Origin of the sequence: Pseudomonas putida (assembly GCF_028682635.1) — a bacterium.
Taxonomy (GTDB): Bacteria; Pseudomonadota; Gammaproteobacteria; order Pseudomonadales; family Pseudomonadaceae; genus Aquipseudomonas; species Aquipseudomonas putida_AE.
Genome location: NZ_JANHLK010000010.1, coordinates 140,704 through 166,179, shown reverse-complemented (window position 1 = coordinate 166,179; position 25,476 = coordinate 140,704). Strand labels below are relative to the sequence as shown.

21 protein-coding genes are annotated in these 25,476 nt (G+C 59.1%); 11 read left to right on the top strand and 10 right to left on the bottom strand.

Going from position 1 to position 25,476, the window contains the following annotated elements; all coding sequences use genetic code 11:
- The first annotated feature begins 131 nt into the window (after positions 1-131).
- Complete coding sequence (locus NPS56_RS14960; protein ID WP_274075301.1) at positions 132-1,028, top strand: LysR family transcriptional regulator; 897 nt, start codon at positions 132-134, stop codon at positions 1,026-1,028.
- A 5-nt stretch (positions 1,029-1,033) separates the two neighbouring features.
- Here NPS56_RS14960 and NPS56_RS14955 read toward each other — a convergent pair whose 3' ends face one another.
- The 3 genes from NPS56_RS14955 to NPS56_RS14945 are packed head-to-tail and all read right to left on the bottom strand — an operon-like array spanning position 1,034 to position 5,188.
- Positions 1,034-2,467 carry an aldehyde dehydrogenase family protein gene (locus NPS56_RS14955; protein ID WP_274075300.1) on the bottom strand — a complete coding sequence of 478 codons (1,434 nt, stop codon included), beginning with the start codon at positions 2,465-2,467 and terminating at the stop codon, positions 1,034-1,036.
- Positions 2,464-3,654 carry an iron-containing alcohol dehydrogenase gene (locus NPS56_RS14950; RefSeq protein ID WP_274075299.1) on the bottom strand — a complete coding sequence of 397 codons (1,191 nt, stop codon included), beginning with the start codon at positions 3,652-3,654 and terminating at the stop codon, positions 2,464-2,466. Before NPS56_RS14950 ends, NPS56_RS14955 begins: the two co-directional genes overlap by 4 nt.
- Before the next feature lie 58 nt (positions 3,655-3,712).
- Positions 3,713-5,188: an APC family permease gene (locus NPS56_RS14945; RefSeq protein WP_274075298.1), complete on the bottom strand. Its 1,476-nt coding sequence runs from the start codon at positions 5,186-5,188 to the stop codon at positions 3,713-3,715.
- A 346-nt stretch (positions 5,189-5,534) separates the two neighbouring features.
- Here NPS56_RS14945 and NPS56_RS14940 point away from each other — a divergent pair, with 346 nt between their 5' ends.
- The gene (locus NPS56_RS14940; protein ID WP_274075297.1) at positions 5,535-6,608 is read left to right on the top strand and encodes an NAD(P)-dependent alcohol dehydrogenase; all 1,074 of its coding nucleotides are present in this window, start codon (positions 5,535-5,537) and stop codon (positions 6,606-6,608) included.
- A 47-nt stretch (positions 6,609-6,655) separates the two neighbouring features.
- On the opposite strand, the gene NPS56_RS14935 is transcribed toward NPS56_RS14940, so the two are convergent.
- A complete protein-coding gene (locus NPS56_RS14935; RefSeq protein ID WP_274075296.1) occupies positions 6,656-8,341 on the bottom strand; it encodes a sigma-54-dependent Fis family transcriptional regulator in 1,686 nt (561 codons plus the stop codon).
- Between the two features lie 422 nt (positions 8,342-8,763).
- On the opposite strand from NPS56_RS14935, the gene NPS56_RS14930 reads away from it, so the two are divergent.
- From NPS56_RS14930 to NPS56_RS14900, 7 genes are all read left to right on the top strand, one after another.
- Complete coding sequence (locus NPS56_RS14930; RefSeq protein ID WP_274075295.1) at positions 8,764-9,018, top strand: phenol hydroxylase subunit; 255 nt, start codon at positions 8,764-8,766, stop codon at positions 9,016-9,018.
- Positions 9,019-9,058: 40 nt separating this feature from the next.
- On the top strand, positions 9,059-10,054 hold the full coding sequence (locus NPS56_RS14925; RefSeq protein ID WP_274075294.1) for an aromatic/alkene monooxygenase hydroxylase subunit beta: 996 nt from the start codon (positions 9,059-9,061) through the stop codon (positions 10,052-10,054).
- Positions 10,051-10,323 (top strand): MmoB/DmpM family protein, encoded by a 273-nt coding sequence (locus NPS56_RS14920; RefSeq protein ID WP_274075293.1) that lies wholly within the window; start codon positions 10,051-10,053, stop codon positions 10,321-10,323. Before NPS56_RS14925 ends, NPS56_RS14920 begins: the two co-directional genes overlap by 4 nt.
- Positions 10,324-10,379: 56 nt before the next feature.
- Positions 10,380-11,936 (top strand): aromatic/alkene/methane monooxygenase hydroxylase/oxygenase subunit alpha, encoded by a 1,557-nt coding sequence (locus tag NPS56_RS14915; RefSeq protein WP_274075292.1) that lies wholly within the window; start codon positions 10,380-10,382, stop codon positions 11,934-11,936.
- A gap of 73 nt (positions 11,937-12,009) precedes the next feature.
- The gene (locus tag NPS56_RS14910) at positions 12,010-12,369 is read left to right on the top strand and encodes a phenol hydroxylase subunit P4 (protein ID WP_274075291.1); all 360 of its coding nucleotides are present in this window, start codon (positions 12,010-12,012) and stop codon (positions 12,367-12,369) included.
- Positions 12,370-12,379: 10 nt separating this feature from the next.
- On the top strand, positions 12,380-13,441 hold the full coding sequence (locus NPS56_RS14905; protein WP_274075290.1) for an NADH:ubiquinone reductase (Na(+)-transporting) subunit F: 1,062 nt from the start codon (positions 12,380-12,382) through the stop codon (positions 13,439-13,441).
- 91 nt (positions 13,442-13,532) lie between these two features.
- Positions 13,533-14,444, top strand: coding sequence for a SphA family protein (locus NPS56_RS14900; protein ID WP_274075356.1), 912 nt, complete (start codon positions 13,533-13,535; stop codon positions 14,442-14,444).
- Between the two features lie 165 nt (positions 14,445-14,609).
- Here the strand turns inward: NPS56_RS14900 and NPS56_RS14895 are convergent, their stop codons facing one another.
- The 5 genes from NPS56_RS14895 to NPS56_RS14875 all read right to left on the bottom strand — a co-directional run bounded on the left by NPS56_RS14895 (position 14,610) and on the right by NPS56_RS14875 (position 20,813).
- The gene (locus NPS56_RS14895) at positions 14,610-15,857 is read right to left on the bottom strand and encodes an OprD family outer membrane porin (protein WP_274075289.1); all 1,248 of its coding nucleotides are present in this window, start codon (positions 15,855-15,857) and stop codon (positions 14,610-14,612) included.
- A 241-nt stretch (positions 15,858-16,098) separates the two neighbouring features.
- Positions 16,099-17,283: a M20 aminoacylase family protein gene (locus NPS56_RS14890; RefSeq protein ID WP_274075288.1), complete on the bottom strand. Its 1,185-nt coding sequence runs from the start codon at positions 17,281-17,283 to the stop codon at positions 16,099-16,101.
- A gap of 4 nt (positions 17,284-17,287) precedes the next feature.
- A complete protein-coding gene (locus NPS56_RS14885; protein ID WP_274075287.1) occupies positions 17,288-18,577 on the bottom strand; it encodes an MFS transporter in 1,290 nt (429 codons plus the stop codon).
- Positions 18,578-18,906: 329 nt separating this feature from the next.
- Positions 18,907-19,830 (bottom strand): LysR family transcriptional regulator, encoded by a 924-nt coding sequence (locus NPS56_RS14880; protein WP_274075286.1) that lies wholly within the window; start codon positions 19,828-19,830, stop codon positions 18,907-18,909.
- 80 nt (positions 19,831-19,910) lie between these two features.
- Positions 19,911-20,813 (bottom strand): LysR family transcriptional regulator, encoded by a 903-nt coding sequence (locus NPS56_RS14875; protein WP_274075285.1) that lies wholly within the window; start codon positions 20,811-20,813, stop codon positions 19,911-19,913.
- Positions 20,814-21,135: 322 nt separating this feature from the next.
- On the opposite strand from NPS56_RS14875, the gene NPS56_RS14870 reads away from it, so the two are divergent.
- Both NPS56_RS14870 and salA read left to right on the top strand, forming a co-directional pair.
- Complete coding sequence (locus tag NPS56_RS14870; RefSeq protein WP_274075284.1) at positions 21,136-22,476, top strand: MFS transporter; 1,341 nt, start codon at positions 21,136-21,138, stop codon at positions 22,474-22,476.
- Between the two features lie 167 nt (positions 22,477-22,643).
- Positions 22,644-23,927 (top strand): salicylate 1-monooxygenase, encoded by a 1,284-nt coding sequence (salA, locus tag NPS56_RS14865; protein ID WP_274075283.1) that lies wholly within the window; start codon positions 22,644-22,646, stop codon positions 23,925-23,927.
- A gap of 62 nt (positions 23,928-23,989) precedes the next feature.
- Here salA and NPS56_RS14860 read toward each other — a convergent pair whose 3' ends face one another.
- Positions 23,990-25,342, bottom strand: a complete 1,353-nt coding sequence (locus NPS56_RS14860; protein ID WP_274075282.1) for an OprD family porin — start codon at positions 25,340-25,342, stop codon at positions 23,990-23,992.
- Between the last annotated feature and the right edge of the window lie 134 nt (positions 25,343-25,476).

Here is a 25,476-nt window from a genome sequence, read left to right as displayed (position 1 = left end):
GATCGATTCGAGGCGCGTTTTCGAGCTTTTGCACAAACTTAGATTGACGCGCAACAGGCCCCGATCGTTGAATGGACCTCTTCCATTAGCGCCCGACAATGCGCCCCATTCAACTGAAAGCGAGATCATCGGTGCTCAGAAATGTGACGGACATGGATCTGCGCCTGTTGCGCATTTTCTCCATCGTCGTGAAGTGCGGTGGGTTTACGGCTGCGCAGGCCGAGTTGAACATGAGCCAATCCAACATCAGCACGCACATTTCAAGCCTGGAAAAACGCCTCGGTTATCGCATCTGCGAGCGCGGCAAGGGCGGGTTTCGCTTGACCGAAAAAGGCCAGCGGATACTCAAGGCTTCGGCAGCGTTGTTCGGCGCGGTGGATGCATTTCGCGACGAGGCACAGGACCTGGCCGGGCGCCTGGTGGGTGATCTGTATCTCGGCCTGGCCGATAACATCGCGACCTTGCCCACCGCCCGGATCGATGCGGCCATCGGCCGTTTTTATCAGCGCGACCACGACATGCACGTGCACATCTTCGTCAATTCGCCCACGGAGCTTGAGTTGGCGGTCATCGATGGGCAACTGGACCTGGCGATTTCCTATTTCAGCCGGCCGTTGCCGACGCTGGCCTACCAGCCGTTGTACAAGGAAGAAATCGGCATTTTCTGCGGGGACAGGCACCCGCTGTTCTCGGTCGATGCGCCCACTGTCGAACAGCTGCAGGCCAGTGACTGGATCAGGCATGGTTTCCTGCCGGCCGACCAGGTCCTGCCGGTGACGCCCGAGCGCGCTTCAGCCACCGCCCATCATATGGAAGCGGTGGCCCATGGCGTACTGGCCGGGACACACCTGGGGTATCTCCCGGCCCATTACGCCCGGCCCTGGCTGGCGAGCGGACAAATGCGCGCGTTGCAGCCGGCGACGCTACGCTACGAGGTACAACACAGCATGATCACCCACGTCGGTCACCCGCAAAGCGAAGCCGTGCGTGCCTTCATCGATGACTTGCTGGCCGAGCACAACCTCTAAGCCTGTCAGCCAAGGCAGCGGGTGATGTGTTTGACCGACTGATAGGCGGCCAGGCCCCACGGCCCCAGCTCACGACCGATGCCGCTGCCCTTGGTGCCGCCCCAGGACGTCTCGACGAACACCGCCTGGATCGAGTTGATCCAGACGTGGCCGACTTCCAGCGCCTGGGCGACCCGTTCGGCGCGAACCAGATCGGCGCTGATGACGGTAGCCACCAGGCCAAAGCGGCTGTCGTTGGCCAATGCCAGCGCTTCTTGCTCCGTGGAGAAGCGACGGGTACACAACACCGGGCCGAAAATCTCTTCGGTCCACAAGCGGCTGGTGACCGGCACGTCCGCATAGAGGGTCGGGTTGACGAACCAGCCCGGGTCACGCTGCTCGTCGCCGCCGGTCACGCAATGCAAGCCTTCGCTGCGAGCGATGGCAAAGTATTCCGACACTTTGGACCATTGCGCCTGACTGGTGAGCGGGCCCATGTCGACTTCGCCATTCAGCGGATTGCCGACCCGCAGTGTTTCGAATGCGCTCTTCAGGCGCTGCATCAATGCATCGGCGATGCTGTCCTGCACGAGCAGTCGCGAGGTCGCCGAGCACATTTGCCCGGCATTCCAGCAGATACCGGCGACGATCCATTCAACGGCCTGATCGAGGTCGCAATCGTCGAAAACGACAATCGCGGACTTGCCACCCAGCTCAAGCGTCAGAGGGCGGCAATGCGCGGCCGAGCTGCGCATGACCTGGCTGCCGACGGCGTTGCTGCCGGTGAATGACAGCTTGTCGATACCTGCATGGTTGCTCAGCGCTGCGCCGACTTCGGCTTTACCGCCGACGATGTTCAGCACGCCCGCGGGCAGGCCCAGTGCATCGGCGATGTGGCCGTAGGCCTGCTCGATCAACGGAGTGACCTCCGACGGCTTGAGCACCACCGTGCAACCGGCGGCCAGTGCCGGTGCGAGCTTCCAGGCACTGGTGACCAACGGGAAGTTCCACGGCACGATCAAGCCCACCACACCCACCGGCTCAAGGCGCGTGTAGGCATTGAAACCCGGTACGGCCAGCGGCACATCACGGTCCTGCCGGGCATCGAGTGCTTCAGCCAGGACTGCGTAATAGCGAAACGTCGCGACGGCATCGTCGATGTCCACCACGGCTTCATGGCGGGGTTTACCGTTGTTCTGCATCTGCAGCGCGATCAGTGCTTCGCGGCGCGTTTCGATCTGTTCGGCAAAACCATTCAAATAAGCTGCGCGCTGCGAGCCACTGAGGTTGCGCCAGCCGGGGAGTGCCTGGCGCGCGGCGGCAATGGCTTGATCGACTTGCGCGGCACTCGCTGCAGTCAGCTCGGCAAAGGGTTGGCCCAGTGCCGGGTCGAAGACGGTGATGCAGTCGACACCTTCACCGGCTACCCAACGGCCGTCGATGTAATGGGCGGCGGTCATGGTCGTACTCCCTGAAGCACGCCCTGTACAGCGTTGCGGAAAATCTGGCTGTAGTCGTCAGCACTGAGGACGCAGGCATTGGTGTCCGATGAGGAAATGTCGGCCAGCGCCTGTTCTCCCACCCAGGACGCGGCGTCGGCATCAAGACCGATTTCAGCCAATGAATGAGGAATGCCGAGGCGTTTGCGCAGGTCCAGCACCCAATCGAGAAAGCCGTCGAAATCCGCTTGCGGCAACTCCAGGTAGCGCGCCAGCCGCGCGATGTCCGGGGCAATCGTTTCCCGGTTGGCCATCAGCACATAGGGCAGGAGGATCGCGTTCAACAAGCCGTGGTGCTTGTGATAGCGGGCGCCCAGCGGATGGGCGAGGGCGTGCACACCGCCCAGGCCTTTCTGAAAGGCCACGGCAGCCATGGCGGAAGCCACGAGCATGCCTTCGCGCGCGACCATGTCCTGGCCATCGGCATGGGCATTGATCAAGTGCTGCTGGATCAGGCGAATGCCCTCCACCGCAACGCCCGAAGACATCGGGTGATACAGGGGCGAGCAAAAGGCTTCAATGTGATGGGTCAAAGCGTCCATGCCCGTGGCCGCCGTCAGGGTGGGCGGCAGGCCTCGGGTCAAAACCGGGTCGAGAATCACCGTGGCCGGGAGCAGTTCAGGGTGGCTGATCACCCGTTTGACGTTCTCTTCGCTCTGGGTCAACACGGCTTCGCGGCCGAGTTCCGAACCCGTGCCAGCAGTGGTCGGCAAGGCAATCAAAGGTGGCAACCCCAGGCGGGGAAAGTCCGCCAGGGTGGGGTAGTGGGCGATGACCTGGGACCATTCGAAGCGTTGCAGTCCTTGCCCGTCGACGGCCGCCAGGCTGATGCCCTTGGCGGCATCCATCGCGCTACCGCCGCCCAGGGCGATCAGTGAGTCATGCTTGCCGGCCTTGAACGCAGCAACGCCTTGGGCCACGTCCGCCATGCTCGGGTTGCTGGCGACTTCGCTGAACACGCTGAACGGTATATCGGCCTGGGTCAGGTGAGCCTTGAGCAGCACCAAGGGTTCCAGGGACAACATGCCAGGGTCGGTGACCAGCAAGGGATTGCGCATGCCCAGCAAGGTGCAGCGCTCCGCCAACGCATCGAGCGCACTCGGTCCGCAGAAAATATCCGTGGGGTAATTCCAATAGTGAAGGGACATCTGAAACTCCAGATCGGCAAGGCGCAGGAGAGGCGCCTTGCACGGCAAGACAAGGGCGTTATTGAACGTGCAGGTGGGGGCTGACGGTGCGTTGATAGGGTTTGGCGTAGACCATGTAGATCAGGCCCAGTACCGCCAGGATCGAGAACACCAGGATCACCGCCCAGACCTGAAACCAGGGCGCACCGGGTGGGGCGAGGGATTCCCGTGGCCAGGCCACGTTAATGCTTTCGAACACCAGCCAGAAGAACGCGGCAAGGTTGATCGGCACACCCCAGCGGCCGAGGCTGAACACGCCAGGCTCGGCTTTCCATTTACCGCTCAGGCGAGCGAGCAGGGCGCAGGTCACCACGATCAGGAACACCACGAAGAAACCGCCGCTGCCAAACGCGATCAGGGTGCCGACGGCCGTTGCGTTCAAGCCCAGGGCCAGGCCGAAGCTGGCAAACAGCGTGCTGAACAGCATGGCGGCAAAAGGCACTTTGCGCTTGTCCACGCGGCGCAACAGCTTTGATGCGGGCAGGATCGAGTCCCGTGCCATGCCGAATACGGCACGACCGATGTAGGTCTGGACAGAGACGACACAGGCGATGAACGCGACCAGCACGATGCCCACGAATGGCCGTTCCGACCAGGCGCCAAAGGCATCGACGACAGCAGGCGTGACCGGGTCGACGACCTGCCCGGACACCATCGCCGCCGTGTCGGTGTAGGACAGGGTGACGGCGAACGCAGTCAGCATCACGGTCAGCCCGACCAGAATCATCGAGCGCAAGATGGCCCGTGGGGTCGATGTGCGGGCGTCTGCGGTTTCCTCGGACACTTGCGAGCAGGCATCAAAACCGAGGAACGCCCATCCACCCACGGCCATGGCTGTCAGGAAGCCCGACAGGTAGGAACCGTCGGAACCCTGCGTAGACGTCAGGCCTTCAAACACCAGCGACAACGAATGGTTGCGGAAGAACAGCAGCAACAATACGCCGATGCCAATGGAGGCAATCGCCTCGGCGATGATGCCGGCATTGACGAAATACTTGAGCGGGTTGATCCCGAACAGATTCACCCCAAGACCCAGCAGCAACAACACTGCACCACTGAACACCTGGGCGTTGGCGGAAGGCGGTAAGCCTGTGAAAAACAGCCACAGCCAGAACCCGCCCAAATAGGCCACGGTGGTTAACGAGGCCAGTGCGGATGCCAGGTACATGAACCCGGTAAACCACGCCCAACGATCGCCCGCCAGGCGCTTGACCCATTGGTAGCAACCACCGGCAAGCGGGTACTGCGAGGCCAGCTCGGCATAGACCAGGGCCACCAGCAATTGCAACGCCAGGCACAACGGCACGATCCAGACCCACGAAGGACCCACACTCATGGCACCCAGCGACATGACCGAATAGATACCGACCACGGGCGAAACCGTGGCGAAGCCGACCGAAAATGATGACCACAGAGACAGCCCCCGATGCAGCTCCTGGGCATAGCCCTGGCTGTGCAGCAGGTGTTCATCGGCGCTTTGCCGTGTAGATGACATAGGAATTCCTTGAGTCGGCAGACACATTTATTTTTAGGATCGCCTTGTTCGTTCAGGCGTACCGACGAAACGAGCTCCTTCGGGAAAGGAGTGACAAGGAGCTTAAAGCGGGGAAACATCAAAGAAAATTCATATGTATTGAGGCTGACATCTGGATTTATTGATGTATTGGAAAGCCATTCCGATACCTTTGCGCCTCCCCCGTAGGAGCGTGGCTTGCCCGCGATGAACGATAACGCGGTGTACCTGAAGGCATACAGCGCGCGATCAACCTTTGATCCGGCAATCCGTCAGCCTCCCGATTTCGTGCTGAACTCAATCGCAGCACTGATCAGGAGGGATCACCATGGCCACCATGAAAGCCGCAGTATTCGTCGAGAAAAACCGGATAGTGCTCGACGACAAACCCATACCCGAAGTCGGCCCGCTCGATGCCCTGGTTCGCATAACCACCACCACGATCTGCGGCACCGACGTGCATATCCTGCGTGGCGAATACCCTGTCGCCAAAGGCCTGACAGTGGGCCACGAGCCAGTCGGCGTCATCGAACGACTGGGCTCGCAGGTGCGCGGTTTTGCCGAAGGCCAGCGAGTGATCGCGGGCGCAATCACCCCCAGCGGGCAAAGTTACGCCTGCCTGTGCGGCTGCGGTTCACAGGATGGCCCGGACACCCGGCACGGTTTTCGGGCCACCGGTGGCTGGAAATTCGGCAATATCATCGATGGTTGCCAGGCTGAATACGTATTGGTGCCGGATGCGTTGGCCAATCTGTGCCCGATACCGGACGGCCTCAGCGACGAACAGGTGCTGATGTGCCCGGACATCATGTCCACCGGCTTTTCCGGGGCCGAGCGAGGCGGGGTGGAAATCGGCGATACCGTCGCGGTGTTCGCGCTGGGGCCTATCGGGCTCTGCGCGGTGGCCGGCGCACGCCTTAAAGGCGCGACCACGATTATCGGCGTCGATGCGGTCGCCGAACGCATGAGCGTCGCCAAACAACTGGGTGCAACCCATGTGGTCAATTTCAAGGACGGCGATGTGGTTGAACAGATCATGGCCCTGACCGATGGGCGTGGTGTCGATGTCTCCATCGAGGCATTGGGCACCCAGGGTACGTTTGAGTCGGCACTGCGGGTTTTGCGTCCGGGTGGTCGGCTTTCCAGCCTGGGGGTTTACTCCAGCGACCTGCGCATTCCGCTGGACGCTTTCGCTGCCGGTCTGGGCGACTACAGCATCATCACGACCTTGTGCCCCGGCGGCAAAGAACGCATGCGGCGCTTGATGGCGGTGGTGGAAAGTGGCGGGGTGGATCTGTCGCCGCTGGTGACTCATCGCTACAGGCTGGATGACATTGAAGCGGCGTATGATTTGTTTGCTCATCAGAGGGATGGGGTGATGAAGGTGGCGATTACTCCGTAGAGCTGATTGCAACCTTTCGCCCCCACCTGCGAACCTCAACCTGATCCTTAGCCCACGGGCAGCTTCTTCAATCGATAGGCCAGCGCTGGTCGCGTTATGCCAAGTAAGCGGGCAGCTTCCGAGACGTTCTGATTCGCTCGATCCATAGCGCCCTGTAACAGCTGTTGTTCCACGTCATCCAGACTCACCCCCATATCGAGGAGCCTGTCCACCCAATCATCTGCGGGCTGAAGCTTCTGGCTGACCAGGTTACCTTCGCTCGACAGCCCAATGCTCAGTGCCTCTACAGACATGTGCGGGAAGAGCGCCTCCACCGATATCGTCTTGTTGTTGTCCGTGATGATCACACCACGCTCCAGCAGGTTTTCCAGCTCGCGAATATTGCCCGGCCAGTCATAGCGCAAGCACGCCTCGTAGGCACGATCGGATAGGCCGAGGGTCTTTTTTTCGTAGCTCTGGTGCAACTTTTCCAGGAAGTGATCAATCAAGAGGGGGATGTCTTCGCGACGATCACGCAATGCCGGAATTCGAACGGGATAGACATTCAGGCGGTAGTAGAGGTCGGCTCGAAATCTTCCATCCTTTACCGCCTGGCCCAGGTCTTCGTGTGTCGCGCCGATTACGCGCACGTCCACTCGTCGAGTCTGGCTATCGCCCACCCGTTCGAGTTCTCCCTCCTGCAGCACACGCAATAAACTCGCCTGGGCGCGTGGAGAGAGTTCGATGATCTCGTCAAGAAACAGGGTGCCTCCATGTGCCCGCTCGAAGCGGCCCATGCGAGATTGTTGTGCACCGGTATACGCGCCTCTTTCAACGCCAAACAGCTCGGCTTCTATCAGGTCCGGGCTGATTGCCGCACAGTTCATGGCAATGAAAGGACCTCCCGCACGCTCACTGCGCAAATGCAGGCTGCGGGCGATGACTTCCTTTCCGACGCCCGTTTCACCCAACAGCAACACGGATGCTTTTCCTGGCGCGACCTTGTCAATCAGTTCACAGGTCTTGCGGTAAACGGCAGATTGGCCAATCCCGTAAAACTGACCTTCACGCAACTCGAGGCGTTGATTCATGTTTTCGACTTGAAGCTGCAGGGTGCGCAACTCATCGATGATTGGATCACTCTGGAAGTAGCGCATGAAGGTATCGGCATCCTCCCACTCTTCAGCGGGTTTACCGATGATGCGACACATGCTGTCGCCACAGCCGCGGCAGCTGACTTCCTTGTAGATGATCTGACGACCCGTGAAAAATGACGAATAGCTGATCGCGTACCCGAGCAAGGTCCAGCAGACGGGTTGATCGGAATGCAGCTGCTCGCTCTGATGGTTCTCGACCTCGAACGAGTCGATCCATTCGATTTCGGCGTAGAAGGTTCCTGCCTCGATATCAATGTTCATGACGATCGGACGTACCTTGACCATACCCTTGAGCGAGTGCAGTTGAGGGCCTATCAGGAACATGTCGATGTCACTGCCGTTGGGGCGTAATTTGCGGGCCAATTCAGCATCTTTCAGGCCGGACTGATAGCCCAGCCGCAGGAAAAACCCCTTTGCACGCTCTTCGCCGATCGTCTCGATGAGCTCTCGGCGAAACGATGCCATCGATGAAACCTGCATCAGCATCATCCGCTGTTCATCCAGCCAGATTTTCCCCTCACTGCCGAGGAAGTGGATGCGATCGGTCAGATCCTTGAGCAGCGCGGAGTGCTCCGAGGCTCGGTACTTCATGGTCATGCAAACACACCCCTAAGTCTTTTTTGTTGGTGGGGATGATTCGTCACCCTACGCCCAGGCTGAGGCGCGTTTTGGGGGTGCGAACCAGAACTCTTGCTACTTGCGCTCCTTGAAAACTCCCTATCCGGAGCGTCCTGAAAACTGTCTTGAAGGCATCGCCAACACAGGGTCAAGGATAGTCCGAATGGTCATTGTCATGTATGGGCTATTTGCTCAAATCGGCAGGCCCGGGATTGATCAAATGATCAAATCGTCGCAATCAGCACTCACTCCAAATTAACCCCGGGATTAGAAAGCAGAACCCTGGAGAGTGGTTTATCTATCTGTTTTATAAGATATATATTTTTTGTTTTTTCCTCACTGCTGTTGCTGGCACCGTTGTTGCTCCGTCTCCCTGCAGAACAACAGGGGAGTACCCGAGCATGAACCAACCTGGTAGCAACTTCGACCAAATGCCGCGCTTCATCCGAGTGCGCAGCAAGCCGGAAGATGCCTTTGTCGAATTCGATTTCGCAATCGGCTACCCGGAGCTGTTTGTCGAGCTGGTGCTGCCGCATCAAGCCTTCAAGCAGTTTTGCCAGAACAACCATGTGCAACACATGGACGCGCAAATGTCCGACGCCCTGGACGCCGATGCACGCAAGTGGCGTTACGGCGACTCCCGCGAAGCTGAATAAGCCGCCCCCCCAAACAACAACAACTACAGGAGACCGCTCCATGAGTGTCGAGATCAAGACGACGACTGTCGAGACGATCCGCAACACCTTCAGCCATACCCGTCGCCGTTTTGGCGACAAGGTTGCCAGCCGTTATCAGGAAGCCAGTTTCGACCTGGAATCGGCGACCAATTTTCATTATCGGCCGCTGTGGCAACCCGACAAACTGCTCAACGATGCCACCCGTACCGATGTGGTCATGGCCGACTGGTATGCCGTCAGCGATCCGCGCCAGTACTACTACGGTGCCTATGTCCAGGCCCGGGCCAAGATGCAGGAAAACGCCGAGCACGATTACGCCTTCTGTGAGAAGCGCGACATGCTCGCCAGCCTGTCGCCAGAAAATATCCGGCTGATCAGTACGCTGTTGCTGCCTCTGCGCCATGCGGAGCTGGGCGCGAACATGAACAACAGCAACATCGCCGCCGATGGCTTCGGCACCAGCGTCACGCAGATGCACATGTTCCAGGCGATGGATCGATTGGGCATCGCTCAATACCTTTCGCGCATAGGACTGATGCTCGATGACGGCGACGTCCAGCTTCTCGCCCAGGCCAAACAGTTGTGGCTCAACGATTCTGCCTGGCAGGGGATGCGCCGCTACGTCGAAGACACCCTGGTCATACGTGACTGGTTCGAACTGACCGTGGCGCAGAACGTGGTCAGCGATGGCCTGGTTTACCCGCTGATGTTCCACAAGCTCGACGAGCATCTGTCGGCCAACGGTGCCTGCCAGGTCGGCATGCTGACCGAGTTCATGCGCCTGTGGTTCGCCGACAGCCAGCGCTGGGTGGACGCCCTGCTCAAAACGGTGATCAACGAAAGCCCTGAAAACAAGGCAATGGTGCAAGGCTGGGTCGATCGCTGGAGCCAGCGCTCGCTTGAAGCCTTGGCCCCATTGGCAGCCAAAGGTCTCGGTGTTGCTGCACTGGAAGCCGTCCAGGCGGATTTCACCGCTCGCTTGAAAAAAATTGGCCTGACAGGAGCTGCCGCATGACTTCCCTCGTTTACATCAACCTGCAAGACACCGATTACGCACGCTCGATCGTCGAAGCCATCACGACCGACAACCCCCACGCGGTTGTCCAGCATCAGCCGTCGATGATCCGCATCGAAGCCAGTAATCGCCTTGAAATTCGTCGCGAAACCGTAGAGCAGATCACCGGTACTCCTTGGGATATCCAGGAAATGCTGATGTACGTGATCACCCTGGGCGGCAACGTCGAGGAAGAGGACGACAGTTTTTCCCTGCACTGGAACAGCTGAGTGCGGCCATCGCGCCGTTAGCGTTTGTTCGATAACAAGAATTCTGGAGAGCCAGCATGGCCGTGAAAAAACGCCTCAATGCCAAAGAAAAATATCGCTGCATGACCCGCGACCTGGACTGGGAACCCAGCTACCAGACTCACGAGGACATCTACCCCCACGAGCGTTTCGAAGGGATCAAGATTACCGACTGGGACAAGTGGGAAGACCCGTTCCGCCTGACCATGGACACCTACTGGAAATACCAGGCCGAGAAAGAGAAAAAGCTGTACGCGATCTTCGATGCCTTCTCGCAAAACAACGGCCATACCACGCTGTCGGACGCCCGTTATGTCAACGCGCTGAAGCTGTTCCTGTCCGGTGTGACACCACTGGAGTATCAGGCCTACCAGGGCTTCGCCCGGGTTGGCCGGCAGTTCAGCGGCGCGGGTGCGCGCATCGCTTGCCAGATGCAGGCGATCGACGAACTGCGTCACGTGCAGACGCAGATTCACGCCATGAGTCATTACAACAAGCACTTCAACGGCCTGCATGATTTCGCCCATATGCATGACCGTGTGTGGTTCCTCTCGGTGCCCAAGTCTTTCTTCGAAGATGCGCGCACGGCGGGTCCGTTCGAGTTCCTGACGGCGATCTCGTTCTCCTTCGAATACGTGCTGACCAACCTGTTGTTCGTGCCGTTCATGTCGGGTGCCGCGTTCAACGGCGACATGGCCACGGTGACCTTCGGTTTCTCCGCACAGTCCGACGAAGCCCGGCACATGACCCTCGGTCTTGAGGTGATCAAGTTCCTGCTGGAGCAACACGAGGACAACGTGCCGATCATCCAGCGCTGGATCGACAAGTGGTTCTGGCGCGGCTACCGCCTGCTGACGCTGGTCGGGATGATGATGGACTACATGCTGCCCAACAAAGTCATGTCCTGGTCCGAAGCCTGGGGCGTGTACTTCGAAGAGGCCGGTGGTGCGCTGTTCAAGGACCTGGAGCGTTATGGCATCCGTCCGCCAAAGCATGTCGAAGAAGCCAATATCGGTAAGGACCACATCAGCCATCAGGCGTGGTCGATCTTCTATCAGTACAGCCAGGCAACCAACTTCCACACCTGGATGCCGACCGACGAGGAGCTGGACTGGCTGTCCTCCAAGTACCCGGACACCTTCGACAAGATCTACCGCCCACGCTACGAGCACTGGCGCGCGCTGCAAGAGAAGGGTGAGCGCTTCTACAACCCGACGCTACCGATGCTCTGCCAGATCTGCCAGATCCCGCTGGGGTTTACCGAGCCTGATGAGCTCACGACCTTGAGTCATCGCAGCGCTGAGCACGAGGGTGAGCGTTATCACTTCTGCTCCCAGGGTTGCTGCGACATTTTCGAGTACGAACCCACGAAGTACATACAGGCCTGGTTGCCGGTGCACCAGATCCTCCAGGGCAACTGCGGGGCTGGCGATGTCGAGGGAGTTGTGCGCGATTACTACAACATCAATTCCGGTGAGGACAACTTCGAGTACCTGGGCTCCGCCGAGCATCGACGCTGGCAGGACTGGCACCCGAATGATCGTAACAGCGCGCCGACTACCCCTGCCGATCCGGATCTGCGCAAGACCGGTTGAGGCCTGGCGCTGAGCGACGAAGCGGGTGTTCGCATCCGCTTGCAAACTACCTGACAAGAAGAAGGACAAGATCATGCCCGTGACTGCCATTGGTGCCTACAGCGCCCAACCCCTGGATAGCCAGGACAACTTCAATGGCCTGCAGCTGGTGTACCTGTGCTGGGAAAAACACCTGATGTTCTGCGCGCCCTTTACCTTTCCTCTGCCACCGACCATGCCATTCGCAGCGTTCATCGAGCAGGTCGTGAAGTCGTCCATTGCGCAACATCCGGATGCCCCTCGTGTCGACTTCAGCCAGGCACTGTGGCGATTGAACGACCGGCCTTTCACTCCGGACTACGCGGCCAGCCTGATCGATAACGGCATAGACCATAAAAGCCTGCTGCATATGAACACACCCGGCTTGAACGGCATTGCCGGCACTTTCAACTGAGGAACCGGTCATGAGCTACCAAGTAACCATCGAACCCACCGGCGAGCAAATCGAAGTGGAGGAGGGCCAGACCATCCTGCAGGCCGCCTTGCGTCAGGGTGTCTGGCTGCCTTTCGCCTGCGGCCACGGTACCTGCGCCACCTGCAAGGTCCAGGTGCTCGAAGGCGAGGCAGATCTGGGGGCGGCATCGTCATTCGCCTTGATGGATATGGAGAGGGATGAAGGCAAGGTTCTCGCCTGCTGTGCCATTCCTCAAAGCGACATGGTGATCGAAGCGGATATCGACGCCGACCCGGACTTCCTCGGACACCCTGTCGAGGACTATCAAGCGGTTGTCACCAGGCTTGAGGATCTGTCGCCCACCATCAAGGGCGTGCATCTGAAACTCGACCGGCCCATGGCGTTTCAGGCCGGTCAGTACATCAACCTGCAACTGCCAGGTGTTGAAGGGACGCGGGCGTTCTCGCTGGCCAACACGCCAAGGCGCGCAGACGAAGTTGAACTGCACGTGCGCCGTGTAGACGGTGGATTGGCCACCACCCTGATCCACGATCAACTTCAAGTCGGTCACGCAGTGGAATTGTCCGGCCCCTATGGCCAGTTCTTCGTACGAACATCACAAAGCGGTGATCTGATATTCATCGCCGGTGGCTCGGGATTGTCGAGTCCTCAGTCGATGATTCTCGATCTGTTGGAAGCCGGTGATACCCGCCAGATTGTGCTATTCCAGGGCGCACGCAATCGAGCTGAGCTCTACAACCGCGAGTTGTTTGAAGAACTGGCACACGAGTTCAGCAATTTCACCTACGTACCTGCGCTCAGCCAAGCGGAGGACGACGAGGAGTGGAAAGGTTTCAAGGGCTACGTCCATGACGCTGCGAAACAGCACTTCGAAGGGCGTTTCAGCAGCCGCAAGGCCTACCTGTGCGGACCACCAGTGATGATTGATGCAGCCATCACCTGCCTGATGCAGGGGCGATTGTTCGAGCGCGACATTTTCATGGAACGCTTCTATAGCGCCGCGGATGGCGCAGCCGAAAGCACCAGATCGGCGCTCTTCAAAAAAATCTGATTTCACCCTGGAAAAAACGCCAACCCTGCTGGTTTGCCGACAACCGGCAGGGTACCGGCTGACTATAAAAACAACAAAATGGTCATCAACTATGAAAGCAGTACCAAACAAGACTTGCGCTCGTCATCTGTGCCACGCCGGTTTGATTTTGCTGGCCGCCACCAGCATTGGGGTTCAGGCCACCGAGAACGGCGGTTCCTCCTACCCCATGGGTTCTGAAAACTACATGTCGGGGGCGATGCCTCCACCGGGTCTTTATTCGCAGTTCTTCGTCAATCATTACGAGGCCGATTCACTGCGTGACAATAGCGGCGCCAAAGTGCCGGTGGATTTCAGGGTGCGGGCCAACGCCATTGCGCCGCGGTTGATCTGGGTCACTGAGCAACAAGTATTCGGGGGGAGCCTGGCTTTCCACGCAATCGCTCCACTCGTGGATTTGAAAGTAGAGCTCAACGGGCAATCGCAAAGCAAACAGGGCTTGGGCGACATGATTTTTGGTCCGGCACTCGGCTTTCATCACAGCGAGAAACTTCACAGCATTGTCGCCCTGGACTTTATCGCGCCCACCGGCGAGTACGATAAAAATGACTTGGCCAACCTCGGTCGTAACTACTGGGTGATCGAGCCTGTATTAGCGGTGTCTTATATCGACCCGAACGGGCTGAACATCGATGCCAAGACCATGTATGACTTCAACCTGCGCAATAAAGCGACTGATTACCGCTCAGGTCAGGAGTTACACATGGATTACGCAGTGGGTTGGGGGCTTGGTAATGGCTGGGTCGTGGGGGTGGGGGGGTACATTTACCAGCAGACCACGGATGACCGACAAGATGGCGATACCATAAAGGACAATAAAGGCAAGGTATTCGCTATTGGCCCTTCGGTGAAATACACCAGTGATAAGGGCTGGTTCTTGACTGCTAAATGGCAGCAGGAGTCCCAAGTTCGGAACAGGGCAGAGGGAGAGGCTTACTGGGTGAAACTGACCGTGCCTTTCTAATTTACTTTCAAGTTGATAGCCACACACCCCGGCCCGCTATTGCGGCAACTACCGCAATAGCGGGCCGTGCAAAAGCCGTCAGTGCGAATGACTTTGGCTTACTACCACTTCGGGCGATGACCCGCAAATGCAGGGTGGCCGGCTCCAGGCAGCCGAATGAGCGGCCTAGAACACCTTGATCGGTACGTTGACGATAAGCCTGAGCTCGTCCTCATTGCCTTCCAGTTGATAGTCACTGGCACGGTGCGAGGAATAACTGGTGATCAGGCTGATGTTCCTGAAGGTTCCCGATTGCACGGTGTAGCTGGCATTGACGCCCACTTCATAGTGGCTTTCACCCTGTTGCTTGAGTACCGAGTTGTAGATGCCGTTCGGGCCACCGTCGTAATGACTGCCGTCGATGCCCATGCCCTTGATGTACCAGAGCGTAGTCTTCAGGCCCGGTAGCCCATAAGCGACCAGGTCGTTGCTGTAGAACGCCCCGATCGAGTGCTCATTGGGGCCGTTGAAGAAGGACATCATGATATTGGGCAGGCTGATGGCATTGGACTCGAAGGGATAATCGAAATATTCGTCACCCTTGATTTTCTGCAGGCCGATCTTCAGCGAGTGGTTGCGCCATTGCGGCGTGATACTCAGGCCGTAGGCCTGCTGGTCGATTTTGCCGCCGATTTCGCGACCACTGGACCGGGTGTTATAGGCATCCAGTTGCACATCGACGTTGACCGGCCCCCAGTTGGTTTTTTTGCCCAGGCCCAGATACTGGCGATCCCAGATATCGTCGAAGCGAGAGACGTAGGCGCTGCTGCGCCAGCCCGCGCTCGACAGGTAGTCGGCCCCGGCGTAAGCGTTGAAGTCACTGGTGACCAGGGGCGAGCCATAAGTGGGCGTCAAGTCCTGGCTTCCGGCTCCCGTACGCGGCGAGCCCTTGTCGAAGTAGCCAGACTTGATCGTCAAACCTTCGATGTCACGGCTTTCCAGGGTCACCCCATTGAACGATGAAGGCAAGGTTCGGGTGTCGGTGTAGGACATCATCGGCGTCCGGACTTGCTGCCTGCCCACCTTGAGCAGTGTGTCGGCAACCTTGAACTTCAGCGCCGCGATGCCGAGTTTGCTCCAGTCATCGACCACATCGCCGTCCTGGTTCACCAGCAATCGGTTACTGCCGCCTGCCGCGGCTTCGCGGCTGCGTTCCAGCGCCACGGCCGAGAAGGTCGACAGATCCAGGCCAAATTTGACCGGCCCTTGGGTAAAACCGGAAACGAAGTCGAGCCTGATGCCTTGCAACCAGGCGGTACGGTCACGCAGCTTGCGGACCCCGTCGGGTGTTTGCAGTTTGAAAAAAGTATCCTTGTGGCCGACCTCGTGTGAGTACCACTGACGGGTATTGAGCGTCAGTGAGCTGTCTTGCACAAAACCTTGTTCCTGGGCCTGGGCCTGGGAAGAACAAACTGCGGCCGCCAGCGAGCCGACGGTGAATAACGCCAAATTACCTGTGCGATACATAGACCTTGCCTGTTGTTGTTTTTAGGGCAGATAAGAAGTAAGTCGCCGAGTCATCGTTATGGAGTTTTTGCGCGGGCAGGGCGTGGCCCGACTAGCCCATCAGGCCGCAGTGGGCCTGATGGCGGTCGTTCAAAAGCGGGTTGTCGGTTTAGCGGCTGCAGAGATAATCCTTCACCAGTTTCAGCCAGCAGTCAGAGCCGATGCGAATCAGCTCGTCATTGAAGTCGTAGTGGGGGTTATGCACGGAGCAGCCATGAAACTCGCCTTCGCCGTTGCCCAGGAAGAAGTAGCAGCCCGGAACCTCGGTCAGCATCCAGGCGAAGTCTTCTGTCGCCATTATCTTCGCCGCCTGGGGTAACAAGTGACCGGGCTTGAATAGCGGCTCCAGGCTTTGACGAAGCATCTGCGTTTCCGTCGCCGTATTGACCAGCGCTGGCGCCAGCTGCGTAGTTTCAAGTTCGATGTCGACGCCGAACATCTGTTCATGACCTTGAGCGATCTGTGCCAGGCGCTGATTGATTTTGCCTTCGGTCTGCGCAGTGTCTGTGCGCACGCTGATCAGCATCGAGGCCGTGTCGGGAATGATGTTGTAGACGGTGCCGGCCTCGACCATGCCGATGCTGATCACGGCGTGTTCATCAACACACAGATTGCGAGACTTCACTGTCTGGATCGCGTTGATCATGCTGGCCAGCACCGGTATTGGATCTACGGCGCGCTCGGGCATTGCGCCGTGACCTCCACGACCTTTGATCAAAACCTTCACGCATTCCGAAGAGGCCATGGTGGGGCCGGCCTGGACCACAGCGGTGCCCAGCGGTATTCCCGGCAAGTTGTGCAAGGCAAAGATCGCGTCACACGGAAAACGCGTGAACAGACCGTCGTCCATCATGGCCTTGGCGCCGCCCAGGCCTTCCTCGTCCGGTTGGAAAATCAGGTTGAGGGTGCCATTGAAGTCGGCGGACCGGGCGATTCGCCACGCGGCAGCCAGCAGGATGGCGGTATGGCCGTCGTGGCCGCAGGCGTGCATGCGGCCAGCGATCCGGCTGGCATGGGCGAAGCGGTTGTTCTCCTGCATCGGCAGAGCATCCATGTCGGCACGCAGGCCCAGGCGACGAGTGCCGCTGCCTCGACGCAGTACACCGACCACGCCATGGCCACCGATACCGCGATGCACTTCGTAGCCCCATTCTTCGAGCTTGCTGGCCACCAGTTCGGCGGTCAGCGGGGTGTGCGCGCCCAGTTCAGGGTTCTGGTGGATGTCCCGGCGCAGCTGGATGAAAGCATCCAGGTCCAGTTCGGCCGGGGTTTGGGTTTGGGTCAATGCATTCATCAGGTCACTCCCGACCAGGGTTTTCGGGGAATACCGCCAGGCACGCCAGGCTGATGGCGCCGCCGGCGAGCAGGTACAGGGCGGGCGCCTGGGGGTTATCCAGGGCCGCCGTGAGCCAGGTGGCGATCAACGGCGAGAAGCCGCCGAACAGGGTGACGCCGAAGCTGTAGCTGACGGCGGTGCCCAGCGCCCGGCGATTTTTCGGGAAGGCTTCCATGATCAGGGCGAAGAAAGCACCCGAACCGATACAGCCAGGCAGCACCAGCATCGCGATGACGAACATCGCCACCCACAAATTTGTGCTCAAACCGAGCAGGTAGAAGGCAGGCCACGCCATCAGCACGGGCAGGGTGATGGTCCAGGCCAGCAGTTTCTTGCGCAGGCCGTGGCGATCGGCAAAGCGCCCGGCCAGGGGCGTGATGACCGCCAGGCAGGCACTGGCCACGCAGGCAATGGCCAAGGCGCTGCGCTGCGGGTAACCCAGGGTGACCGTCAGGTAGGCGGGCATGTAGAAAATGAACAGGTAGATGCCGATGGTGGCGCTGGCCATCAGGCCGATCGCCAGCAGGGTGTGCCGCAGGTCGATGTGATCACGCAACCGACCGTCGCGTTTGCTCGGTTCGGCTTCGTGGGTTTCCGGCAGGCAACGGCGGATGTACCAGCCCAGCGGTCCGATCAGCAGCCCCAGCATGAAGGGGATGCGCCAGCCCCAGCTTTCAAGGTCCTCGACACTCAACGCGTTGTTGAGCAGCAAACCGAGACCAGCCCCGACCATGGCCGCGTAGCCTTGGCTCGCAGCCTGCCAACTCACATTGCGGCAGCGATTGGCCGTGGCGCTGGACTCCATCAGGTACACCGATGCTGTCCCTATTTCTCCGCCGGCGGAAAAGCCCTGGGTCAGGCGGCCAGCCACCAGCATCAAGGTGCCGAACAGGCCTATGTCCTGATAGGACGGCGCGAAGGCGATCAGCGCGGTGCCGAAGGTCATCAGACTGATCGTCAGGCTCAACGCGGCCTTGCGACCCCGGCGGTCGGCGAAGCGACCAATCACCACGGCGCCCACCGGGCGCATGAGAAAGCCGACGCCAAAGGTGGCCAGCGACATCAGTAGCGAGGCCATGGCCGATTGTGCGGGGAAGAAGTTTTTCGCGATCACCACGGCGAAGAAGCTGTAGATCGTGAAGTCATACATTTCCAGGGCGTTGCCTAGCGCGCAGGCGACAGTGGCTTTCCTGGAACCGATCGCGGGGGGCGTCGCGGCGCAGCGGAGGGGGGGCGCTTGCAGGGTAGTCATCGGTTTTTCCTGTGACAGTTTTGTTGTGCCCCGAATATCCGGCAAACACTGTCACTGCGCACTTGCGCTTTTCTTCGAGGATTAACCGTTGGTTAAGATGCGTAGCCGCCCTTGGCAAAGGCGGCGCCAGTTCGGTGCGATATTGCCCGATTATCGATCACACGCACTGTTTGACGACAGCGGCGCCGTCTTGCTGGCACAGCGCGCAGGCGGTTGCTGCAAGTTCCGGCCCTCTATCCGGGAGGTTAGGGCGACCGGGCCCAACGGATGGGGAGAGACTTAACCGTTAGGCATATCGTTGCGTTTTTCTTAAGTTTCTCGGGCCTGCGCTAGCGCGAAGAATCCGCTGTTTGATGCTTTGAGAGCACGTCTCTGATCGCGTAATAAAGGTCACGAGCCGTTGTGGTCAGCGCATTGCGGTCGATACAGACCAGGTAAATGGGGTACTCGGGGATGATTTCTTCGATCCTGACCTGTACCAGGTCTTCATTGAGCCCCTTGGGCAGTGAATTTTCCATGCCGGCTTCGCTGAGCGTCATGAAAGCATCGGCGTGGTGCAGGAGATCAAGCGCCAACAATACCGATGAGCACTCGGTAATCCGCTGCGGTGGAGGAATCTCGTTGTCTTCGAACATTTGATAGAACTGCGACGAGTGATCGTCGATGGCATCGAGGCTGATCCAGTTGGCGAACTGCAACTGACGAAGCGAGTGGGAATGGCGCAGCGGATTGTTTTTTCGACAGACCACCAGGCCCTGCATGCGGCTCAGCGCCTCCCAATCCAGGTTCAGCCTTTGGGTATGCTGTTGCGAGGTAATGGCGAAATCCAGCGTACCGTCCCGCAGTCGCTGCAGCATCAGGTTGGGCCGAAGATCCACCAGGCGGATGCGCACACGCGGATTCCTGGTCTGGAACCCGGCAATGCATTCGCCCAGGCCTTTGAGCACCGATGTCAGGGAAGTGACACCGATGGTGACTTCACCGACCTGCATATCCTTGATGTTTTCCGCCTCCAGTTGCAGGCGTCGCATGCTCTCGACCGTCAACTGTGCATGGCGAATGATGCGGCGTCCTTCGTCGGTGAGCGACATGCCCTTGTGGGATCGCTGCAACAGGGCCAGGCCCAGTTCGCTCTCCAGATCCTTGATCGATCGGCTGATGGCGGGTTGGGTGACATGCAGAATCTGCGAGGCTTCACTGATGCTGCCGGTCTGGTGGATGGCGACCAGTGCCTTGATTTGATGGAGTTTCACTTAACGACAGGTCCTTGCAGTGCGACGAAGGTGCTGCACGTTACTGCAAGGCCTGGGCGCAAAGAAACCGCTCAGGTGAATTAATCAGAGAACAACTCGAACATCAGCTGACGCAGCCAGCGATTGGCGGGATCCTTGTTATAGCGTGCATGCCAGAACAGGTTGATTTCGATGTTGGGCAGTTCTACCGGCGTCGGCAGCACCGTGAGCCCGAAGGGTTGTTCGCAACTGCTGGCAAATCGTTCAGGCACCATTGCCATCAAGTCGGTGCGTTGCAGGATGTGGCCTACTGCGACGAAGTGGGGGACCTCCAGGCATATGTTTCGCTCGATGCCGGCCCGCGCCAGGAACGTATCGACTTCGCCGTGCCCGGTGTTCGCCGCTACCACGCGAACGTGGTCATAACTGCAATAACGCTCCAGGGTCAGCGGTTCCCGGGTAGCGGGGTGGTCCTTGCGGCACATGCAGACATAACGATGGTGAAACAGGCGCTGCTGGAAAAATCCGGCCTGCAGGTGCGGCAGTAATCCGACGGCGAGGTCGATCGCCCCGTTCTGCAAGCCTTCGGCCAGGGTATCGGAGGTGTTGCGCAGGGTGCTGATCGAGCAACCCGGAGCGCGCTCGGCCAGGGCATCCATCAGCCGCGGCATGAAGTAGATTTCGCCAATGTCGGTCATCGCCATGGTAAAGCGGCGATTGCCGTTGAGTGGGTCGAAGGTGTCCTGGCGGTTAAGCGCATCACGCAAGGTCTGAATGGCCATGGCGACCGGTTCAGCCAGCTGCTGGGCGTAGGGGGTGGGCTCCATGCCTTGATAGGTCCGAACGAACAGTTCGTCGTTCAAGGTGATACGCAGTCGCTTGAGCGCGTTGCTTACAGCGGGCTGGGTCAGGTCGAGATGATCCGCCGCCGTCGATACCCGGCGATCGATCAGCAGTTGGTTGAAGACCAGCAGAAGGTTGAGATCAAGTTCACGTAATTCCATAACGCCTCGTGCAGATTGCGCGCTCATGAGGGCGAAGATTTTCGCCCGTGGATGGGTCTGCACCGCTCTGAAATCACCGCTGCAAGCGCCAAAGCCTAACAAGTGCCAGACCGTCGCGTCCATCGTGGGATCGATGGGACTTTGCTCTCCTTCGATCTTTATTCACGTTCGAAATAATGGGTATTCGCCTGGCTGCATTTATCAGGGTTGATGGTTTGCCCATGATCGACTCCATGCCCAATCTTGCACGTTCTGGGCACCGCGCTATTCCCGGAGGCGACAGATCCTCCGGCTCTATAACAATGACAAGAAGAGCGATGCCATGCGTACGATAGATGTATCGGCCCTGATTGACGGGGCACGTTTCAATACCTTCCATGCGCGCGTGCTGTTGTGGTGCGCGCTGATCATCATTTTCGACGGTTACGATCTGGTCATCTATGGGGTCGTGCTGCCCTCATTGATGGCCGAGTGGGGCCTCAGTTCGTTGCAGGCCGGAGCGCTGGGCAGTTGCGCGCTGGTGGGCATGATGCTGGGTGCGTTGTTTTTCGGTTCATTGTCGGATCGGATAGGCCGACGCAAAACCATCATGATGTGCGTCGCCATCTTCAGCGGGGTCACGGCCATCAATGGCCTGGCCCAGAGCCCCGAGGCGTTTGCGATATGCCGGTTCATCGCCGGCCTTGGCATCGGCGGGGTGATGCCCAACGTCGTGGCGTTGATGAACGAGTACGCGCCGAAGAAATCGCGCAGCACCCTGGTCGCGATCATGTTCAGTGGTTACTCGTTAGGCGGAATGCTCTCGGCGAGCCTGGGCATGGTGCTGATCCCGCAGTGGGGATGGCAGGCCGTATTCTATGTCGCGCTGATCCCACTGTTGGCCCTGCCGCTGCTGATACGCCAGTTGCCCGAGTCGATGGATTTCCTGCTGCGCACCGGACAGACCGTCAAGGCGCAACACCTGCTGGCACAAGCCGTGCCGTCTTATCAACCAGGCGCCAATGACCAGTTGACCCAGAGGGTCGCCAAAGGCACGAGTGTGTCGATTGCGCAGCTGTTCCAGGACGGGCGTAAGGTGAACACCTTCATGCTGTGGCTGGCGTTTTTCTGTTGCCTGCTGATGGTGTACGCACTGAGCTCGTGGCTGCCCAAACTCATGACTGCCGCCGGTTATGGGCTGAACTCCAGCCTGGCGTTCCTGCTGGCGCTGAACCTCGGTGCGATCATCGGCGCGGTCGCTGGAGGATGGCTGGGGGACCGGATTGGCATCGCCAAGGTCCTGTTCACCTTTTTCACGTGTGGAGCCTTGGCCCTGAGCCTGTTGGCGCTCAAGGCGCCGTTACCCGTGCTCTATCTGCTCATCGCCATCGCCGGGGCGTGCACCATTGGCACGCAGATCCTGGCCAACGCCTGCACGGTGCAGTATTACCCCGCACACATACGCTCTACGGGGCTGGGATGGGCGATGGGCATCGGGCGCACCGGCGCCATCATCGGTCCCTTGCTGGGCGGCGCGCTGCACGCCTCGTCACTGCCGCTGCAGGCGAGCTTCCTCATCTTTGCCGTACCAGGACTCATAGGCGCGATCGCTATTTTGGTCTTTCTCATGCAGACCGCTTCAAGCCGTCAGGCGGCTTCATCCCGGCAAACCGTGTCGCAGTAACGAAGGCCAGAGCCCACGGAGGGGGGCACTGGCCAATGCCTGCTCGTGTACAAAAGTAATATTCATACCCGTGATGAAATGTATGGCAGTTGCGGTATTTATCAATAGCGCTCGGATAGCGATGATCTGGCTACACCAATAACAATCAGCCTCATGGGTAACTTGCTATGCGTACTTCTCAATCCAAACTGCAAATCGGCATTGTTGGCGGCGGTATTGCCGGCGTGGCCCTGGCCCTGGACCTGTGCCGTCATTCCCACCTGAGCGTGCAGTTGTTCGAATCGGCTCCTGCCTTTGGCGAGGTGGGGGCAGGTGTTTCATTCGGCGCTAATGCCGTGCGCGCCATCGCGGGCCTGGGTATTGCCGAACCCTACCGCAAGATTGCCGACCAGACCCAGGACCCTTGGCAGGACATCTGGTTCGAATGGCGTCGGGGTGAAGATGCCGGTTATCTGGGTGCCAGCCTGGCTGAAGGGGTAGGGCAGTCGTCGGTACACCGTGCCGACTTCCTCGACGCGCTGGCCAGCCAGTTGCCCGAAGGCATCGCCCGGTTCGGCAAGCGTGCCGTCAGCGTGGAGCAGGATGGCGACCAGGCTCGCGTACTGTTCACCGACGGCACCGAGCATCGCTGCGACCTGTTGATCGCCGCAGACGGCATCAAGTCTTCCATTCGTGATCATGTGCTCAACGGTCTTGGCCAACCGCTGGTGGCACCGCGTTTCAGCGGTACCTGCGCCTACCGCGGGATGATCGACAGCGAACAGCTGCGTGCGGCGTACCGGGCGCGCGGTGTCGATGAGCACTTGATCGATGTCCCGCAGATGTACCTGGGACTCGATGCCCATATCCTCACATTCCCGGTCAAACAGGGCCGCCTTATCAATGTCGTGGCCTTCATCTCCGATCGCAGCCGCCCTGATCCGACCTGGCCAAGCGATGCTCCTTGGGTGCGCAATGTCAGCCAGGAAGAAATGCTCTCTGCCTTCAATCACTGGGGAGATGCTGCCCGGGTGCTGCTCGAATGCATTCCGGCACCGACCCTCTGGGCGCTGCATGAACTCGACGAGTTGCCTTGCTACGTGCACGACCGCGTAGGGCTGATCGGCGATGCCGCGCACGCCATGTTGCCGCACCAGGGCGCTGGCGCAGGCCAGGGGTTGGAAGACGCCTGGCTCCTGGCGCGACTGCTGGCCGATCCGCAGGTTCTGGACAGCCAGCCACAAGCGGTGCTCGCGGCTTACGACGCCATCCGTCGCCCCCGTGCCTGCCGTGTGCAGCGCACCTCCTGGGAAGCCGGCGAGCTGTATGAACTGCGTGACCCGGCGGTAGCCAACGACGAACAACTGCTGGGCAAGACCCTCGCCGAGCGGTTCGACTGGCTGTGGAACCACGACATGCAGGCCGACCTGCAAGAGGCGCGTGCCCAATTAGGTTGGCGAGCAGTCGCCTGATGAGTTGAGACGTGGATGCAAAGGGACGACTGAACGGAACCATAGGTTGTCCCTGAGCTGTTTTAAAACCGCCCAAACTTGAGCGGGTATTCGATCACAATGTAGAGCCTGTCGATGTCACCGCCGCCTTGGGCGCTGTTTGCCCGATGGACCACGTGGGACAGCTGCACAGACAAGTCCTTGGCCGGCCCTGACTGCAGCACATACCGAAGATCGATATCGCGCTCCCAGTGTCGTCCACCATCGCCTTGTTGAGGAACGTACTCTCCAGTCGATTCGTCGAAAGGGTTATAGCCTCCGCCTTGGGGCGCGTGGGTTCCGTCGATACCGCGTCCGTTGACGTAACGCGTCATGAATTTCAATCCAGGTATGCCGTAGCTGCCCAGGTCGAGGTCATAACGGGCCTGCCAGGAACGTTCATGGGGGCCATTGAAGTCGGCATACTTGATCGAATTGGCAAGGTAGATGGAGTCGCCGCCGACAAAATCGAACGGGGTGTCGCCGTTGATCTTTTGGTAGGCGAGGGTGAAACCATGGCCTGCGGCGGTGTATTTGCCAGCCAGGCTGTAGGCAGTGTTATCAATGGCTCCGGCCACCGACTCGCCATAATCCCTGGTGTGGTAAACGTTGCCGTCGACGAATACGCCGGACTGCTTCAGGTGCAAGTTGCCATAGTATTGGTGCCAGGTGTCACTCAGCTGTGAGACATAAAGCGCACCCCCTATCGGGCGTTCTTCAAACAGGTTGGCGCCAATGAAATCGATGCCGCCCGTTCGGGTACTCACACCGTAACCTGCGAAATCGCCTTTACTGGTCGATGCGTTCTGATTCTTGAAAGCCGTGAAGTGACCTGCCAGCAAGTGCATGTCATCGATTTCCCGGCTATCCAATAGCAGGCCGGTGGCGTACTCGGGTTGCAGGCGCTTGTCCGCCGTGTCGAATACCGGCGTTTCCACGGTCATTTCACCGAACGACAAGGTGGTGCGAGAGGTGCGCAGCTTGAGGGCGCCACCACCACTGGAATAATCGTCTTCGCTACGTCCCTCTTGGTCGAGTGGCAGTAATCCCGTCCCGGAATGCCCCTTGCCACCGTCGAGCTTCAATCCGAGAAACCCATGGGCATCGATGCCAAAACCAATAGCACCGGAGGTAAATCCGGACTCGAACGACGTAATGAACCCTTGGGCCCATTCCTGGGTGTAGTTTTTGCCTGAAGGCGAAGGTGAGCGGTAGTCATTGCTCAAGTAAAAGTTTCGACTGAGCACTTCAAGTGAAGAGCCTTCTCGAAACCCTTGTGACGGTTGCGCCGCTTGCGACGCCAAGGCTGTTCCACTGGGGGTGCAGGTGACCAGAACAAGCGCGCAAGCGACTCGCAGCTCTTGAGCGGCAAACAGGGTTTTCGATGCAACCAGCATGGGTCAGCTCACCGGCTGGGGTTGGCGGCGCGACCCACTCATTTTAGCCTGTGTTGTATTCATCGCTTGCATGTCCATCGCCTCACGGAAGTCGAAGAGATGGTCGCGCATTTTGGAAAGGGAGAATTGGATAG